This is a genomic window from Arhodomonas sp. SL1, from assembly GCF_052060015.1.
Classification (GTDB): domain Bacteria; phylum Pseudomonadota; class Gammaproteobacteria; order Nitrococcales; family Nitrococcaceae; genus Arhodomonas.
In genome coordinates, this window is the sequence record NZ_JBPODZ010000001.1 from 710,603 (window position 1) to 727,897 (window position 17,295).

The 17,295-nt window shown below is 69.0% G+C and carries 15 protein-coding genes; 2 read left to right on the forward strand and 13 right to left on the reverse strand.

The window, feature by feature from the left end:
* Positions 1–59: 59 nt before the first annotated feature.
* From prfB to thrH, 4 genes are all read right to left on the reverse strand, one after another.
* Positions 60–1,158 (reverse strand): peptide chain release factor 2 gene (gene prfB, locus ACQ754_RS03430; RefSeq protein ID WP_440995584.1). Its coding sequence is split into 2 segments (ribosomal slippage): positions 60–1,082 and positions 1,084–1,158, totalling 1,098 coding nucleotides; the frame shifts between segments, so codons are not numbered across the junction.
* A gap of 219 nt (positions 1,159–1,377) precedes the next feature.
* Positions 1,378–5,289: an ATP-dependent RNA helicase HrpA gene (gene hrpA, locus ACQ754_RS03435; RefSeq protein ID WP_440995585.1), complete on the reverse strand. Its 3,912-nt coding sequence runs from the start codon at positions 5,287–5,289 to the stop codon at positions 1,378–1,380.
* Entirely contained in the window at positions 5,286–5,846 is a 561-nt protein-coding gene (locus tag ACQ754_RS03440) for a metallophosphoesterase family protein (RefSeq protein WP_440995586.1), read from the reverse strand. Before ACQ754_RS03440 ends, hrpA begins: the two co-directional genes overlap by 4 nt.
* A 15-nt stretch (positions 5,847–5,861) precedes the next feature.
* Positions 5,862–6,464, reverse strand: a complete 603-nt coding sequence (gene thrH / locus ACQ754_RS03445) for a bifunctional phosphoserine phosphatase/homoserine phosphotransferase ThrH (RefSeq protein WP_440995661.1) — start codon at positions 6,462–6,464, stop codon at positions 5,862–5,864.
* Positions 6,465–6,658: 194 nt separating this feature from the next.
* Here thrH and ACQ754_RS03450 point away from each other — a divergent pair, with 194 nt between their 5' ends.
* Together ACQ754_RS03450 and cysB are read left to right on the forward strand one after the other, a co-directional pair.
* On the forward strand, positions 6,659–7,342 hold the full coding sequence (locus ACQ754_RS03450; protein ID WP_440995587.1) for a Bax inhibitor-1/YccA family protein: 684 nt from the start codon (positions 6,659–6,661) through the stop codon (positions 7,340–7,342).
* A gap of 189 nt (positions 7,343–7,531) precedes the next feature.
* Complete coding sequence (gene cysB, locus ACQ754_RS03455; RefSeq protein WP_440995588.1) at positions 7,532–8,512, forward strand: HTH-type transcriptional regulator CysB; 981 nt, start codon at positions 7,532–7,534, stop codon at positions 8,510–8,512.
* Here cysB and truD read toward each other — a convergent pair.
* The 9 genes from truD to ACQ754_RS03500 all read right to left on the reverse strand — a co-directional run bounded on the left by truD (position 8,509) and on the right by ACQ754_RS03500 (position 17,295).
* Positions 8,509–9,567 (reverse strand): tRNA pseudouridine(13) synthase TruD, encoded by a 1,059-nt coding sequence (truD, locus tag ACQ754_RS03460; RefSeq protein WP_440995589.1) that lies wholly within the window; start codon positions 9,565–9,567, stop codon positions 8,509–8,511. The two genes, cysB and truD, sit on opposite strands and share 4 nt — an antisense overlap.
* A complete protein-coding gene (gene ispF, locus ACQ754_RS03465) occupies positions 9,564–10,043 on the reverse strand; it encodes a 2-C-methyl-D-erythritol 2,4-cyclodiphosphate synthase (protein WP_440995590.1) in 480 nt (159 codons plus the stop codon). The genes truD and ispF overlap by 4 nt, the downstream gene beginning before the upstream one ends.
* The gene (ispD, locus tag ACQ754_RS03470) at positions 10,040–10,750 is read right to left on the reverse strand and encodes a 2-C-methyl-D-erythritol 4-phosphate cytidylyltransferase (protein WP_440995591.1); all 711 of its coding nucleotides are present in this window, start codon (positions 10,748–10,750) and stop codon (positions 10,040–10,042) included. The genes ispF and ispD overlap by 4 nt, the downstream gene beginning before the upstream one ends.
* Entirely contained in the window at positions 10,737–11,027 is a 291-nt protein-coding gene (gene ftsB, locus ACQ754_RS03475; protein WP_440995592.1) for a cell division protein FtsB, read from the reverse strand. The genes ispD and ftsB overlap by 14 nt, the downstream gene beginning before the upstream one ends.
* Positions 11,028–11,031: 4 nt before the next feature.
* Positions 11,032–12,327 (reverse strand): phosphopyruvate hydratase, encoded by a 1,296-nt coding sequence (gene eno, locus ACQ754_RS03480; RefSeq protein ID WP_440995593.1) that lies wholly within the window; start codon positions 12,325–12,327, stop codon positions 11,032–11,034.
* Between the two features lie 36 nt (positions 12,328–12,363).
* Entirely contained in the window at positions 12,364–13,212 is an 849-nt protein-coding gene (kdsA, locus tag ACQ754_RS03485; RefSeq protein ID WP_440995594.1) for a 3-deoxy-8-phosphooctulonate synthase, read from the reverse strand.
* On the reverse strand, positions 13,209–14,864 hold the full coding sequence (locus tag ACQ754_RS03490) for a CTP synthase (protein WP_440995595.1): 1,656 nt from the start codon (positions 14,862–14,864) through the stop codon (positions 13,209–13,211). Before ACQ754_RS03490 ends, kdsA begins: the two co-directional genes overlap by 4 nt.
* Before the next feature lie 121 nt (positions 14,865–14,985).
* Positions 14,986–16,335 (reverse strand): tRNA lysidine(34) synthetase TilS, encoded by a 1,350-nt coding sequence (gene tilS / locus ACQ754_RS03495; protein ID WP_440995596.1) that lies wholly within the window; start codon positions 16,333–16,335, stop codon positions 14,986–14,988.
* Between the two features lie 3 nt (positions 16,336–16,338).
* Positions 16,339–17,295, reverse strand: coding sequence for an acetyl-CoA carboxylase carboxyltransferase subunit alpha (locus ACQ754_RS03500; protein ID WP_440995597.1), 957 nt, complete (start codon positions 17,293–17,295; stop codon positions 16,339–16,341).

Genomic DNA, 17,295 nt, shown 5'->3' on the forward strand with positions numbered 1-17,295 from the left:
ATCGGAGTACCCCGCCCCCGCCTCCACCCGCGCCTGAAATGGCGGGGGTTCAACCGCCCTCACACCCCGGCCTTGAGGCTGGCCTCGATGAACGGATCCAAGTCGCCGTCGAGCACCGCCTGGGTGTTACCTACCTCCACGCCGGTACGCAGGTCCTTGATCCGCGACTGGTCGAGGACGTAATTACGGATCTGGCTGCCCCACCCGATGTCGGATTTGGAGTCTTCCACCTGCTCCGCCTTCTCGCGCTGCTTCTGCAGCTCGAGCTCGTAGAGCTTGGCACGGAGCTGATCCATGGCCGTCGCCCGGTTGGCGTGCTGGGAGCGGCTGTTCTGGCATTGCACCACGATCCCCGTGGGCAGATGGGTGATGCGCACCGCCGATTCGGTCCGGTTGACGTGCTGACCGCCGGCACCGCTGGCCCGGTAGACATCCACCCGCAGGTCCGAGGGATCGATCTCCACGTCCACGTCCTCGTCCACCTCCGGGGTGACGAACACCGCCGCGAACGACGTGTGGCGACGATTGCCGGAGTCGAAGGGCGATTTCCGCACCAGGCGGTGGACGCCGGTCTCGCTGCGCAGCCAGCCGAAGGCGTGGTCCCCTTCCACCTTCACCGTCGCGCTCTTGATGCCGGCCACCTCGCCCTCGGAGAGCTCGATGATCTCCGCGTTGAGGCCCTTGCGCTCGAACCAGCGCAGATACATGCGTAGCAGCATGTTCGCCCAGTCCTGCGCCTCGGTGCCCCCGGAGCCCGCCTGGATGTCGAGGAAGGCGTTCTTGGCGTCCATCTCCCCGGAAAACATCCGCTGCAGTTCCAGGGCCTCGATATCCCGGCGGTAGGACTCGAGGTCTTCGGCCACCGCGGCCAGGGTATCCTCGTCACCCTCCTCGCGGGCCATCTCGAGGAGCTCGCCGGCGTCATCGAGGCCACCGAGGAGACGCTCCAGCGTCCCGACCACCTCCTCCAGTCGGACCCGCTCCTTGTTCAGGCCCTGGGCCCGATCCGGATCATTCCAGACATCCGGGTTTTCGAGCTCCCGGCTTACCTCCTCGAGGCGTTCCTTCCGGCCATCGTAGTCAAAGATACCCCCTAAGGGACTCGGTGCGTCCCTTGAGGTCTTCCAATGTCTGGGTAAGCGTATTGATCTCGACCATCGGTGGTCCTTTCCTTCCGCCAGCGGCACTGCCGCGAAAACCGCGGGAGTTTACACCAACAGCCGCGCCGGCGTCAGGACGCGGCCACGGGTACCCACCGATCCACACCGACGCAGTAGCCGGAAAGATTCCGAAATCCACTGAAGACCAAAGGGGGGATGAGCCACTCGAATCCGCGTGCATTCGCGTTCATCCATGGCTCCCACGAAACGGTCCCGGCTAGCGGACCTCCCGCCAGGCCTCGGCGAGGCGCTTGTCCGAGACCCGCTCGCGGGTGCCCAGCTCCTGGGCGAACAGTGACACCCGGTACTCCTCGAGCAGCCAGCGGAACCGCTCCAGGCCGGGGTCGTCGACACCCTTGCGCTCGTGCTGCTCGCGACGCTCGAGATAGGCCTCCCACCAACGCCGCACCGCCTTGTGCAGAGGTGCATCCCGGCCGGGGTCACGTTCCAAGCGCTCCAGCCGCTTCTCCAGGGCGGCCAGGTAGCGCGGCAGCTCATCGAGGCGCTGCTGCGGTGTGGCGCTGACGAAGCCGGGGTACACCAGGGCCTCGAGTTGCTCGCGCGCGTCGCCCATGGCGTTCACCATGGACAGGGGGATCGAGCCCTTGAGGCGTTTGCGGATGGCGTGATGCCGCTCGAGGATGGCCCCGACGGTGGCCGTCAGCGCCTCGGCGGTGGGCACGAGCTCGGCGCGATGGGCGCTCAGTCTCGCCTCGAAGTCGCCCTGGGTTCGCGGCGGCTCGCCACCGACGAACACCCGATCGAACACGGCATCGAGGATATCGCGTTTGAGGGCCTCGCAACGGCCGATCCCGCTATAGAGCAGGCACAGCCGGTCGATGCCCGGCAACGCCCGGCGCAGGTGACGGGCCTGATCCGGGAGGCTCAGCATATACAGGCGCCGCACGCCGGCACGATGCGCCCGGGCCGCGGCCTCGGGGGCATCGAGCAGGCGCAGGGCCACGCTGTCGCCCTCATCCACCACGGCGGGGTAGGCGCGCAGGGTAACACCGTGCTGCTCGATGGTGATGTGGTCCTCGATATCGCCGAACTCCCAGCGCCGCAATCCGGCACGCTCCCGGCCACGGGCCTGCTGGCCGCCGAACGAGGCGCTGGCCTCGCCGGCGAGCCGCGAGCGGAGCGCCCCGAGGTCACGCCCCTCGCCGAGCACCGCCCCTTCCGCGTCCACGACCCGCACATTCATGAACAGGTGCGCCGGCAGATCCGCCTCGTCCCAGGCGTCCAGGGGGATGCTCACACCGGTCATGCCCTCGAGCTCCCGGCACAGGGCCTCGCTCAGCGAGCCCTCGCCGAAGCGCAGGCGTTCGAGCACCGCACGGGCGAAATCCGGCGCCGGCACGAAGTGCTTCCGCAACGCCTTGGGCAGCGAGCGGATCAGGGTGGTCACCTTCTCCTCCACCATGCCCGGCACCAGCCACTCCAGACGCTCGGCGTCCAGCTGGTTGAGCGCCGCCAGGGGCACGATCACGGTGACGCCGTCGTCGCCGGCGCCCGGCTCGAAGCGATAGCGCAGGGGCAACTCCACCCCGCCGCCGAGGACCAGGCGGTCCGGGAATTCGGCACCGGTGAGCTCGCCGGCCGAGCGGGCCATCAGGTCCTGTCGTTGTAGTCGCAGCCGGCGATCGTGGTCGCCGCGCCGTACCCAGCGCTCGAAGCTCGGCCCGTCCACCACCTCCGCGGGCAAACGCGCCTCATAGAAGGCGCGCAAGGCCGACTCTTCCACCAACACGTCACGCCGGCGGGCCTTGGCCTCCAGGGCCTCGACCTCGGCGATCACCCGGCGGTTGTGGGCCAGGCAGGGGGCGCGGCTGTCCAGCCGCCCGCGGACCAGGGCCTCGTCGATGAACACCGCCCGCGCCGCCTCGGGATCGATACGCGCGTAATTCACCCGGCGTCGCTGCACCAAGGGCAGGCCGTAGAGGGTCACATCCTCGAAGCCGGCCACTCGGCGACGGCGCCGCTGCCAGTGGGGTTCGTAGTACTGGCGATGGACCAGGTGGGCGCCCTCGGCCTCGATCCACTCCGGACGCACCTCCGCGACGGTGCGGGCGAACACCCGCGCGGTCTCCACCAGCTCGGCGGCGACGATCCACTTCGGCCGCCGTCTCGCCAGCCCGGAACCCGGGAAGATCGCCAACCGTAGGTTGCGGGGTCCCATGTAGCCGCCGTCCTCGTGGCGCAGGGCCACGTTGGACAGGAATCCGGTCAGCAGGGCACGGTGCAGCGGCTCGTATTCCGCGGCCGCCTCGTTCTCCCGGGCGCCGCCGCCCTTGACCAGGTCCCGGAGCTGGCGGTGGACGTCCCGCCATTCCTGCAATCGCAGATAGGAGAGGAAGTGCTCGCGGCACCACTCGCGGAGCTTGCGGCGGGTACGGTGGCGTGCGCCCTCGTGGTACTCGTCCCAGAGCCGCAGGAGGCCGAGGAAATCGGAGCGTTCGTCACGCCAGCGGGCGTGGGCCTCGTCGGCCGCCTCGCGGGCCTCCATGGGCCGCTCGCGTGGATCCTGGACGGACAGCGCGGCGGCGATGACCAGCACCTCGCGCAGGCAACCGTGGGCCTCCCCGGCGAGGAGGATGCGGGCGATGCGCGGGTCCACCGGCAGCCGCGCCAGCCGCCGCCCCGTCTCGGTCAGCACCTCGTCGTCGTCGATGGCGCCAAGCTCGCGCAGCAGCTTCAGGCCGTCGCGGACGTAGCGGGGATCCGGCGGCTCGACGAAGGGGAAGGCATCGATGGCCCCGAGCCGCAGGTGCTTCATCTGCAGGATCACCGCCGCGAGGTTGGTCCGCAGGATCTCCGGGTCGGTGAACTCGGGGCGGGACTGATAGTCCTCCTCGCTGTACAACCGGATGCAGATACCGGGGGCGATGCGGCCGCAGCGGCCGGCACGCTGGTCGGCACTGGCGCGGGAGATGGGTTCCACCGGCAGCCGCTGCACCTTGGTGCGATAGCTGTAGCGACTCAGCCGCACCAGGCCGCTATCCACCACGTAGCGGATACCGGGGACCGTCAGCGAGGTCTCGGCGACGTTGGTCGCCAGCACCACGCGGCGCCCGCCATGGGGGGCGAACACCCGTTGCTGCTCGGCGGCGGAGAGACGACCGAACAGCGGAAGGATCTCGGTGTGCTGGGGGTGGTGCTTGCGCAGGGCCTCGGCGGTCTCCCGGATGTCCCGCTCGGTGGGGAGAAAGACCAGCACATCGCCGGGACCCTCGGCGGCGAGCTCGTCGACGGCATCCAGTATGCCCTGCTGGAGGCTTCGATCGCGCTCGTTGTCGTCCTCGGTGGCCAGGGGCCGGTAGCGCACCTCCACCGGATAGGTGCGCCCGGAGACGTTGACGATCGGGGCGTCGCCGAAGTGCCGGGAGAAGCGCTCCGGGTCGATGGTCGCCGAGGTGATGATCACCTTGAGATCCGGCCGCCGCGGCAGGAGGTTGCTGAGATAGCCCAGCAGGAAATCGATGTTGAGGCTGCGTTCGTGGGCCTCGTCGATGATGATGGTGTCGTAGTCGGCGAGATCGGCATCGCCCTGGGTCTCGGCGAGGAGCATCCCGTCGGTGACCAGCTTCACCCGCGTGGCGTCGGCCACATGGTCGCTGAAGCGGATGCGGTAGCCGACCCCGGCGCCCAGCTCGGTACCGCACTCCTCGGCCACCCGGGCGGCCAGGCTGCGGGCGGCGATACGCCGCGGCTGGGTATGGGCGATCAGCCCCTCGACGCCGCGGCCGAGCTCCAGGCAGATCTTGGGCAGCTGGGTGCTCTTTCCGGAACCGGTTTCGCCACAGACCACCACCACCTGGTTGTCCGCGATGGCACGGGCGATGTCTTCCCGGCGCTCGATGACCGGGAGATCCAACTCGAAGTTCGGCGCCAGCCGGCAGCCCGAGCGGGCCCGATAGCGAGCCGTCAGGCGCTGCACATCCCGCTCCAGCGCCTCGACACCCTTTCGCGGCCGGCCTCCGCGGCCGAGACGCCGGCGCACCCCGGCGAGCCGGCGTTGCAATACCGGACGCCAGGGCGGCGGCGCCTCGTCGTCCACGCGCGCGGCGAGCGCCTGCACGCGTTGCACCAGCCCCGGATCCTTCTCCTGTCCGCCCCCGCCCCGGCTCATTCCGACTCGTCGTCCACGGGCGCGGCACCGCGCCGGCGCCGCGGGGGCGTGCGACGGGGCGGGAAGCGCACCGCCTCCACATTCCAGCGATGCGTCGTGCACTCCAGCAATAACAGCGATGGCCCGCCGTTGGTGCGCGTGCGCCCCGCCGCGCCCGGATTGAGCAGCCACGGCCGCTCCCCGAGGTCCGTGGCCAGCCGGTGGCTGTGCCCGAACGCCACCGCCCCGGCATCCGGGAAACGCCGCCGGTAGCGCCGCGCCCGTTGCACCAGGGTGCCGCCGTCATCCCCGTGGACCACCACCAGCCGCCCACCGGGCAGGTTCACACTGGCCTCCCGTGGCAGGGTCTCGAGCATGTGGCGCTCCCCCTCGGACCAGCGGGCGCTGGTGTCGTTGTTGCCACGGATGGCGACCAGCTCCTCGCGGGGCTGCAGCGCAAGCAGCACATCCGCGCCACCGATGTCACCGGCATGCACGGCCACATCGGCGTGCGCCACGCATTCGGCAACACGGGGGTCTACGAAGCCGTGGGTGTCGGCCAGTATCGCGACGCGCATGGCTGCGGCCTCCAGTCAGGCCGTCTGCAGGCCCCGTCGTATGCCCTCGCCGAGTTCCTCGTAGTCGGCGGCCACCGGGAACTGGGGGAACTCATCGATGACCTTCTGCGGGGCCCGGAAGAGGATGCCCGCGTGCGCGGCACCGAGCATGGTGGTGTCGTTGTAGGAATCCCCGGCCGCGACGGTGCGGAAGTTCAGGGCGCGGAAGGCCTCCACGGATTTCCGCTTGTGGTCGCTCAAGCGCAGCCGGTAGTCGCTGATGCGCCCGTCGTCGGCGACTTCCAGCTCATGGCAGAACAGCGTCGGCCAGCCGAGTTGGCGCATCAGCGGGCGGGCGAACTCGTAGAAGGTATCGGAGAGGATGACCACCTGGTATTCGGCACGTAGCTCGTCCAGGAAGGCGCGCGCGCCCTCCAGCGGCGCCATACCGGCAATCACCGCCTCGATATCCGGCAGGCCCAACCCGTGACGGCGAAGGACGTCGAGACGCAGGCGCATGAGCTCATCGTAATCCGGGACATCACGGGTCGTCGCACGCAGCTCCTCGATACCGGTGAGCTCGGCGAACGCGATCCAGATCTCCGGGACCAGGACCCCCTCCAGGTCCAGGCACACCATCTTCACAGCCACTCCTCCGGCGCGTGCCGCGCCCGATACCGCAAAGGCGGCAAACGTAAGGGTTTTGCCTGCAGGCATCAAGCGGCACTGCCGCACCATGGAACCCCGAGGCCCGGCCCATGGTCTACCTCGCGAGTACCGCCAGTGGCATACTGGCCGCGATCTTGAACTGTGGACGAGGAGGATACCCACCAATGGCCGAGAACTCCCGCGTCGCGTCGATTCACCGCACGGCGGCCGGTACATCCGCGCTGTCGACCAACGCGGTGATCCGCAACACCTATATGCTGCTGTCGATGACGCTGCTGTTCAGCGGGGTCACCGCGGGCGTGGCAATGGTCACCAACGCGCCGCCGCTGAACTTCATCGTCGTGCTGGTCGGCTATTTCGGGCTGTTGTTCCTGACCAATGCCCTGCGCAACAGCGTCTGGGGGCTGGCGTCCATCTTCGCCCTCACCGGTTTCATGGGCTATACCCTCGGGCCGGTCCTGAGCGCGTATCTGACCATGTTCAGCAACGGCTCGGAGCTGGTCCTCACCGCCCTCGGCGGGACCGGGGCCATCTTCCTGGGTCTGTCCGGCTATGCGCTGACCACGCGCAAGGACTTCAGCTTCCTGCGGAGTTTCCTCTTCGCCGGGATCCTGGTGGCCTTCATCGCCGGGCTGGCGGCGATCTTCTTCTCCATGCCGGCGCTGTCGCTGGCGGTGAGTGCCGCGTTCATGCTGCTGATGTGTGCGCTCATCCTCTATCAGACCAGTGAGATGATCCACGGCGGCGAGACCAATTACATCATGGCGACGGTCACCCTCTACGTCGCCATCTTCAACCTGTTCACCAGTCTACTGCACTTGCTGGGCTTCTTCGCCGGCGAGGAATAACCGCCCCGCATGGACCCCGGCGATCGCGCCGGGGTCCGAATCCTCCCGGGTCTACCCCCACGACCCGGGTCGCTGTAGCCCCGCGCCTTTCGCTCGCCTGGCTCATACGCCAGCCCCGACCCTCTTGACTTATTTGCAAAAAGAATAAGAGAATATAAAATTATATAGAAAACTAATCTTGAGCCCCTGATGAAACTCAACCAGCTCCGCTACATTTGCGAGGTGGCGCGCCGTGGCCTCAACGTCTCGGCCGCTGCCGAGGCCCTGTATACCTCCCAGCCCGGGGTCAGCAAACAGATCCGCATGCTCGAGGACGAGCTCGGTGTCCAGATCTTCGCCCGCAGCGGCAAGCACCTGAGCCATGTCACCCCCGCCGGCGAGGAGATCCTGGAGGTCGCGCAACGCATCCTCCAAGAGGTGCGCAACATTAACTCCATCGCCCAGGAGCACGTGGACGAGTCCCGGGGGAGCCTGTCCATCGCCACCACCCATACCCAGGCCCGCCACGCCCTGCCACCGGTGGTGAACACCTTCCGCCCCCGCTATCCCAATGTGAGCCTGCACATGCACCAGGGCACGCCCATGCAGATCGCCGAGATGGCGGCCCGGGGGAACGTGGACTTCGCCATCGCCACCGAGGCCCTGGAGCTGTTCGAGGACCTGGTGATGATGCCCTGCTACCGCTGGAACCGCAGCATCATCGTGCCCGAGGGCCATCCCCTGTGCGCCGAGGATCCCCTGACCCTGGAAGCGGTGGCCCGCTACCCCTTGGTCACCTATGTGTTCGGCTTCACCGGGCGCTCGAAGTTGGATCAGGCCTTCAGTGACAAAGGGCTGGAACCGGACGTGGTATTCACGGCCACCGATTCGGAGGTCATCAAGACCTACGTGGGCCTGGGCCTCGGCGTCGGGATCATGGCCACCATGGCCTTCGATCCGGAACGCGATCGCGGCCTGGTGGCCCTGGACGCGCGCGAGCTCTTCGAGCCCAGTGTCACCAACATCGGCTTCCGCCGCGGCACCTACCTGCGCGGCTACATGTATGACTTCATCGAGGCCTTCGCCCCCCAGCTCACCCGGGAGGTGGTGGATCGGGCCATCGCCGCGCGCTCACCGGAGGATCGGGCGGCGCTCATGGCGGAGCTCGCTGCCAATCTGGAGGAGCGTTAAACCGCGGGATCCCGCCACTCGAAGCACTCGGCGAGGACGGTGGTCGCATAGGCCCCCGGCGATAGGGTGAAACCCAGCTCCAGCTCCCCGGGGCCGGGCCGCCACCAACCCATGGCACCGACGGGCAACCGCAGCGCGCGTCGCGCCGCACGCACCCGGCGCCGCTCGAGAAGCGCCAGCAGCTCCTCCATGCCGGCGAGTGCGACGTCCTCGAGGCGCTGCGCCTCGCCGTCGACTAGGGGCCTGCCGGTCCCGGCGAGTGGTCCGGTAGGATGGATGGATTGCAGCGCCAGGCGGTGCGCCAGGCCCTCCGGCGGCTCCCGCGAGGCGGAGAACAGGCTGCCACGGCCGTCCAGGATCATCTGATCGCCATCGATGGCGCGATCCCAGCAGTCGAGCTCGATGCGCCGCCGAAGCGCCCGGTTGAATGCCTCGGCGCGGACCGCCGAGAGCAGTAGCCCCTGTAGCTGTCGCGGCGGCGGCCGCCCCTCGCCGCGTTGCCAGGCCAGCGCCTCGGCCAGGTTATCGCCCTGCCGACCGAAACGCTGGGCACCAAAGTAGTTGGGGACCCCGCGACGCGCCAGCACCGCAAGGCGCCGATCCACGGCCGCGACCGCCGCGTCCACCTCCCGCAGCCGAATGGTGAAGCGATTCCCGGCCAGTGCCCCCACCCGGAGCTTCCGTCGGTGGCGCGCCGCCTGCAGGATCTCCAGCGCGTCGTCCACCGGCCCGGGCGGTGGTACGTCGAGGCCCGGGCCGTGGACGCTGAGCCACTGCCGGGTTACCCCCCTTCGGTCCTTTAAGCCGGCGTGGCTGACGTCGCGCACCCGGCAACCGAGGTAGCGCGCCAGCCGCCGTCCCGCCTCGGCGGTGGTCAGATCCCGCTTGCGGATCTCCAGGAGCAGGTGCTCACCCATACCGTCGGGCGCGACCAGCGGTATCTCGGTGACCCGGAAGTCCTCTGGCCGCTCCTTGAGCACGGCCGCCCCCACCGGTGGTCCATGGGCGGGCAGCGTCGGTGTCGGACGGAGGCAATCCACCGGCGGCGCGGTCATTCGCGTGCCACCAGAATCACCGCCATCGCGGCAATGCCCTCACCACGCCCGGTAAAGCCCATGCCCTCGGTGGTGGTTGCCTTGATGTTCACGGCTACCGGATCGACCCCCAGATCCGCGGCGGTGTTCTCGCGCATGGGGCCGAAATAGCCGGCGAGCCGGGGGCGCTGGGCGATGAGGGTGGCATCCAAGTTCACCGCTTGCCAGCCCGCCTCTGCGGCAAGAGACACGGCATGGCGCAGCAGCTTGCGGCTGTCGATCCCGGCGAAGGCCGGATCATCGTCCGGGAAGTGGCGCCCCAGGTCACCCGCGCCGATGGCGCCGAGGAGGGCATCGGTGACGGCGTGGAGCAGGCAGTCCCCGTCGGAGTGCGCCTCGAGTCCTTGATCATGGGGGATCTCCACCCCGCCGAGCACTAGGCGGCCGCCATCACGGAAGCGATGGGCATCCACACCCTGACCGATTCGAACGCTCATCCTCCGCCCTCCCCCCGCGCCCGCAGGACCGCCTCTAAGAGGATCCGGTCCTCGGGATGGGTGAGCTTGATGTTTGCACCCTCGCCCGGCACCAGCACGGGCTGGTAGCCCACGGCCTCCATGGCCGCCGCCTCGTCGGTGACCCGGTGTCCCTGCTTGCGGGCACTGTCCAGCGCCGCCCGTAGACGGCCGAGGGGGAAGCACTGGGGGGTCTGTGCGGCCCAGAGGTGGGCGCGGTCCACCGTGCCCGTGCTCACCCCCTCGTGGGCGCGTTTCAGGGTGTCCGAGACTGCAACCGCCAGCAGGCCGCCCGCCCTTCCAGTGGCGATGTCCACCAGCTGCCGGACGGCCCTGGCGCTCACCGCCGGCCGCGCAGCATCATGGACCAGCACGCGGTCCCCGGGCCCCGCCCCCGCTGCCAGCAACGCGTCGAGGCCGGCCTTCACGGAATCGGAGCGCTCGGCGCCGCCGATACACGTGCGCACACGCGGATCCGCCGCCACCGCCAGCGACCGCCAGCGGGCATCGCCACGGGTCAGGGCAACGACCACGCCGGCGATTCCCTCCAGCGCCAGCATCGCGCGGACACTCCAGTCCAGTACCGGCCGTCCCGCCAGCGTCTGGTACTGCTTGGGTCCCGCCCCGCCGAAGCGCTCCCCGCGCCCGGCGGCGGGGATCACCGCCCAGATACGCTCACTGTTCGTCACTGGCACCGGTCACCTGGAAGAAGGTCTCCCCCTCACGCACCATGCCGAGCTCACGACGGGCCCGTTCCTCCACCGCCTCCAGGCCGCTCTTGAGGTCGTCGACGTCGGCCTCCAAGGCGGCATTGCGGGCCTCGAGCCGCTCGTTCTCCGCGCGCTGGGCCTCGGCCGCACGCTCCAGCCGCATCACCTCGGTGACACCGCCATCACCGAACCAAAGCCGCCACTGCAGTCCCGCCAGCAACACGACGAGCACGGCGATGGCGGCGACCCGGAGCATCGCTTCAGGCCCCGAATGCCTTCAGGTTGGGGAAGGCCCTGCGGCCTGCGTAGCGCGCCTGCTCACCGAGCTCCTCCTCGATGCGGAGCAGCTGGTTGTACTTCGCCACCCGGTCGGAGCGGCACAGCGAGCCGGTCTTGATCTGGGTAGCGGTACTCGCCGTCGCCAGGTCCGCGATGGTGGTGTCCTCGGTCTCCCCGGAGCGATGGGAGACCACGGCCGTATAGCCGGCATCGGCGGCCATGGCGATGGCATCCAGGGTTTCGGTGAGGGTGCCGATCTGGTTGAACTTGATGAGGATGGAGTTGGCCACGCCGCGATCGATGCCCTCGCGGAGGATGCGGGTATTGGTCACGAACAGGTCGTCGCCCACCAGCTGCACGCGCTCACCGAGGCGCTCGCTCAATCGTGCCCAACCGTCCCAGTCATCCTCCGACATGCCGTCCTCGATGGAGATGATGGGATAGCGCTCCACCCAGCCGGCGAGCACCTCCGCGAACTCCTCGCCGGAGAAGGATCGGCCCTCGGAGGCGAGGCGATAGACGCCGTCCTCGAAGAACTCCGAGCTGGCGGCATCCAGGGCGAGCCAGACCTGGTCGCCGGCGCGATAGCCGGCATTCTCCACCGCCTCCAGGATCACCTCGATGGCCGCCTCATTGGAAGGCAGATTCGGGGCGAACCCGCCCTCGTCGCCCACCGCCGTGGACAGGCCGCGGCCGGCGAGCACCTTCTTCAGGGCATGGAAGATCTCGGTGCCGCAACGCAGTGCCTCGCTGAAGCGCTCGAAGCCCACCGGCATGACCATGAACTCCTGGATGTCGACGTTGTTATCCGCATGGGCACCGCCGTTGAGGATGTTCATCATCGGCACCGGCAGCACGTGCTCGCCCTCGGGGGCGAGCTGGCGGTACAGCGACCGCTCGTGGTCGCCCGCGGCGGCCCGGGCGCTGGCAAGGGACGCGGCGAGCAGGGCATTGGCACCGAGCCGGCCCTTGTTGTCGGTGCCGTCCAGCTCGATGAGCCGCTCATCGAGGCCACGCTGATCGTCGGCATCCATCCCCACCAGGGCCTCGCGGATGACGGTATTGACGTTCATCACCGCATGGGTGACGCCCTTGCCCAGGTAACGGGCCGGATCACCATCGCGCAGCTCCACCGCCTCACGCGCCCCGGTGGAGGCACCCGAGGGCACCGCCGCCCGGCCGAAGGCGCCGCTGTCGAGGAGCACGTCCGCCTCCACCGTCGGATTGCCCCGGGAATCCAGGATCTCCCGCGCCTTGATCGCCTTGATATTCGCCATGCCGTGCCGTTTCCTCCTGTTAGCGTGTCCGTTGGTCTAGCCGCCGGTGGACGCCTCCGCGAAGCCCTGCGCCTTGACCCAATCGTCGAGGCCCTTGAGCGTGGCCAGCAGCTCGCGCATGCGGGCCAGCGGCCAGGCGTTCGGCCCATCGGAGAGTGCCTGGTCCGGATCCGGGTGCGTCTCCATGAACACGCCGGCCACCCCCGCGGCCACCGCCGCCCTTGCGAGTACCGGCACAAACTCCCGCTGGCCGCCGGAGGCCTTGCCCTGCCCACCGGGCAGCTGCACCGAATGGGTGGCGTCGAATACCACCGGGGCCCCGGTATCGCGCATCACCGCGAGTGCCCGCATGTCGGAGACGAGGTTGTTGTAGCCAAACGAGACGCCGCGCTCGCAGGCCATGATCCGGTGATTGCCCGCCGCCCGGGCCTTGTCCACGACGTTGGCCATCTCCCAGGGGGCGAGGAACTGCCCCTTCTTGATGTTCACCGGCAGCCCCTGGGCCGCCACCCGCTGGATGAAATTGGTCTGGCGGCACAGGAAGGCCGGGGTCTGGAGGACGTCCACCACCTCTGCCACCGCCTCCAGCGGCGTATCTTCATGGACGTCGGTGAGCACGGGCACACCCACTTCCTCGCGCACCCGGGCCAGGATTCGCAGACCCTCGTCCATGCCCGGTCCGCGGTAGCTTTCCAGCGAGGACCGATTGGCCTTGTCGAATGAGGACTTGTAGATGAACGGGATGCCCAGCTCCCCGGTAATGGCCTTGAGCTCCGCGGCGCTGTCCAGGGCCATGGCCTCCGACTCGACGACGCAGGGGCCGGCGATCAGGAACAGCGGCCGATCCAGGCCTACAGGGAACCCACACAGCTCGAATTCGCTCATGATCCCGCCTCCGCGACTTCGGTTGTGCGGCGCGCGCGCTGCTGCACCGCGGCGCGGATGAAGCTCGTGAACAGGGGATGCCCGTCCCGCGGTGTGGAGGTGAACTCCGGGTGGAACTGGCAGCCGAGATACCAGGGGTGGGCGGGGAACTCCACGCACTCGACCAGCTCGTTTCGGGCCGACCATCCGGAGATCTGCATGCCCGCGGCCTCGAGTGCCTCCCCGTAGCGGTTATTGAACTCGTAGCGGTGCCGGTGGCGCTCGCGGATGACGTCCTTGCCGTAGATCCCGTGCACGAGGGAGTCCCGCAGCAAGCGCACCGACTGGGCCCCGAGCCGCATCGTGCCGCCGAGCTCGGAGTGCTCGTCGCGCAGCTCGGTGAGCCCCTCCTCATTCATCCACTCGGTGATCAGCCCGATGACCGGATGCTGCGGGTGGGTGAGGAATTCGGTGCTGTGGGCCCCATCCAGGCCGGCCACGTTGCGTGCGAACTCGATCACCGCCACCTGCATGCCCAGGCAAATGCCCAGGAACGGGATGCCGTTCTCCCGCGCGAATCCGGCGGCGGTGATCTTGCCCTCCACGCCGCGCTCGCCGAAACCGCCGGGGACGAGGATGGCGTCCACGTCGGCCAGCATCGCCGGGCCGTCGCGCTCGATCTCCTCGGAGTCCACGTACCGGATGTTGACCCGGTTGCGGGTCTGAACGCTGGCGTGTCGCAGCGCCTCGTTCAGCGACATGTACGCATCGGCGAGATTGACGTACTTGCCCACCATGGCGATGGTCACCTCGCCCTCCGGGTGGGCCATGGCCTCCACTACCCGGTGCCAGTCGCCTAGGTTCGCCGGCGGCAGCTCCAGGCCCAGGCGCTCGGCGACGATATTGTCCAGCCCCTGCTCATGCAGCGCCTCGGGCACCTTGTAGATGTTGTCCACGTCGAGCACCGAAATGACCGCCTCCGAGGCCACGTTGGTGAACAGCGCGATCTTGCGCCGCTCTTCCTCGGGGATGGCGCGCTCAGCGCGACAGAGCAGGATATCCGGCTGGATGCCGATGGAGCGCAGTTCCTTGACCGAGTGCTGGGTGGGCTTCGTCTTCATCTCCCCGGCGGCCCCGACGAAGGGCACCAGGGTGAGATGCACGAACAGGCAGCGCTGCGGACCGAGCTCCGAGCCCATCTGCCGGATGGCCTCCAGGAACGGCAGGGATTCGATGTCGCCCACCGTCCCGCCGATCTCGATCAGTGCCACATCGACGGCATCCGCCCCCTGCTGGATGCTCCGCTTGATCTCGTCGGTGATATGCGGGATGACCTGGACGGTGCCGCCGAGATAGTCCCCCTGGCGCTCCTTGCGGATCACCGCCTCGTAAATGCGACCCGTGGTGTAGTTGTTGTTCCGGGTCATGCGGGTGCGCAGGTAGCGCTCGTAGTGTCCCAGATCCAGGTCGGTCTCCGCCCCGTCGTCGGTGACGTAGACCTCGCCGTGCTGGAAAGGGCTCATGGTCCCCGGGTCGACGTTGATATAGGGGTCGAGCTTGACCATGGTCACCGACAGGCCCCGGGCCTGGAGGACACTGCCGAGGGATGCCGCCGCGATGCCCTTGCCGAGGGAGGACACGACACCGCCGGTGATGAATATAAATCGCGTCATAGAGCCTTCGAAAGCCTGGAGGAAAGAACCCGCAACGCGCCGGGGCCGGGATGGCTGGGCAAGTTACCAGAACCCCCTTGCGCAGACAACGCGGAAAACCCCGGGAAACCCATGAAATCCTTTATATTTCCGGATATTGGCCACTATCCTTGAGCAGCATTGTCAGGCCCTGGCTGATGTCGCAGCCCGCCGGCAGCCAGAGCCGCCAGCACGGCAGCTGGCCACCGCGGATACCGTGCTCGACCGACATACCGACGCCGGGGATCGCCACCACCGCCCCGTCGACGTGCAGCACCGGCCACCAGGAACGCTCCCAGGGGGCGAGGCCCATCGCCCGGAAGAGCTCCGCGACCCGCCGCCGGGGTCCACCGCGGTGCAACCGGATCCGGGCGCCGCGGGCGGCGAACTCCGGAACGGCCCGTGCGCACAGACCCTCCGGCAGGCCCCGGCCGTGGCCGGCATCAGCCCATTCCAGCCAGCCGGCGGGTCGAGGCGGATAGGGGCCGGCGGCGGCCAGATCGGGCACCGCCGCCGCCACGCCCGGGGGCAGGCGATACAGGCGCTCGGCGTGCCGGCGGACCTCTCCGGCCTCCCAGCGGAGCACCGGCTGACGGTCGCCCCCCGCGGCGAGCAGGTCCCGCAGGCCCTGGCGCAGCCGGGCCTCCGGCGGCGGCCGCAGGCCGGCCCGTCGTAGCCATGCGCGAAGCCCCACGGCGGCCACCGCCGGCGGTGCCGCGGCGAGCCCTGCAAGCGGCGATGGACCCGCCCCCAGGCCCAGCTGCGTCGCCGTCCAGTCGCCGACCTCACGGGTCTCCCTTGCATGGGCCGCGAGGCGGCCGAACCGCCGTCCCAGCTGTGGCCAACGCGTCCCGAGCCGAGGCAGGATCTCGTGGCGCAGGAAGTTCCGGTCCGGTTCCACGGAGGCGTTGCTCGGGTCTTCCACCCATTCCAGCCCCCATTCCCGGGCATAGGCGGCCAGCGCCGCGCGCGGCCAGCCGAGCAGTGGCCGCACCAGGGTCACGCCCCCGAGATCCCGGCACGGGGCTATGCCCGCGAGCCCCTCCACGCCACTGCCCCGCAGCAGCCGCAGGAGCACGGTCTCCGCCTGATCGTCGGCATGGTGGGCGGTAGCGAGCACCGCCCCTTCCGGGAGCAGCCGCTGGAAGGCCGCATGGCGCGCGGCGCGGGCCCGCGCCTCAAGGTCTGCGCCGGCATCGAGGTCGACGCGCACGCTGCGGAACGCGAGCCCCCGGGCCGCCGCTGCCATGCGGCAATGCCGCACCCAGGCGACACTGTCGCCGCACAACCCGTGGTCCACATGTACGACGCCGCTCGCCCGGCCGGCACGCGCGGCCAGGTCCAGGAGTACCATGGAATCCAGCCCGCCGCTTACCGCAAGCTCCAGGGGCGCAGCACCGACCAGGGCCGTCACCGCCGCATCGAAGGCCTGCGGACACGGCGCCGCCGTCACGGCCTACTCGCGGTAACGACCCAGCCCCATCAGCCGCTGGTAGCGCTCGGCGATCAGCGACTCCGGGTCCGGCTCGCGGAGCGCGGCGAGCTGCTCCTGCAGGATGGCATCCAGGGCATTGGCGGTGGCGTCCCAGTCCCGGTGGGCACCACCGAGGGGCTCCTCGACGAGGGCGTCCACCAGCTCGAGCTCATGGAGGCGTTCCGCGGTGATGCCCATCGCCTCCGCCGCCGCCGGCGCCTGCTCGGAGTCCTTCCAGAGGATGGAGGCACAACCTTCCGGGGAGATCACGGAATAGGTGCTGTACTGCAGCATCAGGATGCGATCACCCACCCCGATGGCCAGCGCACCACCGGAGCCGCCCTCGCCGATCACGGTGCAGAGGATGGGGGTACGCAGGCGCGACATCACCTGAAGATTGCAGGCGATGGCCTCACTCTGGCCGCGCTCCTCGGCATCCACACCGGGATAGGCACCGGGGGTGTCTATGAATGTCAGCACCGGCAGCGAGAAGCGCTCGGCCATATGCATCAGCCGCTCGGCCTTGCGATAGCCCTCGGGCTTGGGCATGCCGAAGTTCCGCCGGATCTTCTCCTTTGTGTCCCGCCCCTTCTGCTGGCCGATAACCATCACCGGTTCGCCATGATAGCGGGCGAGGCCACCGACGATGGCCGCATCGTCAGCGAAGCCGCGGTCACCGTGGAGCTCCTCGAAGTCCGTAAACAGCCGCTCCACGTAGTCGAGGGTATAGGGGCGCTGCGGGTGGCGGGCCAGCTGGGCGATCTGCCAGGGGGAGAGGTTGGAGAAGATCTGCTCGGTGAGCTGACGGCTCTTCGCCTGCAGCCGTGCGATCTCCTCGCTGATGTTGAGCTCCGCGTCGTCGCCGACGTAGCGCAGCTCGTCGATCTTTGCCTCGAGCTCCGCGATGGGGCGCTCGAAATCGAGGAAGGTGAGACTCAT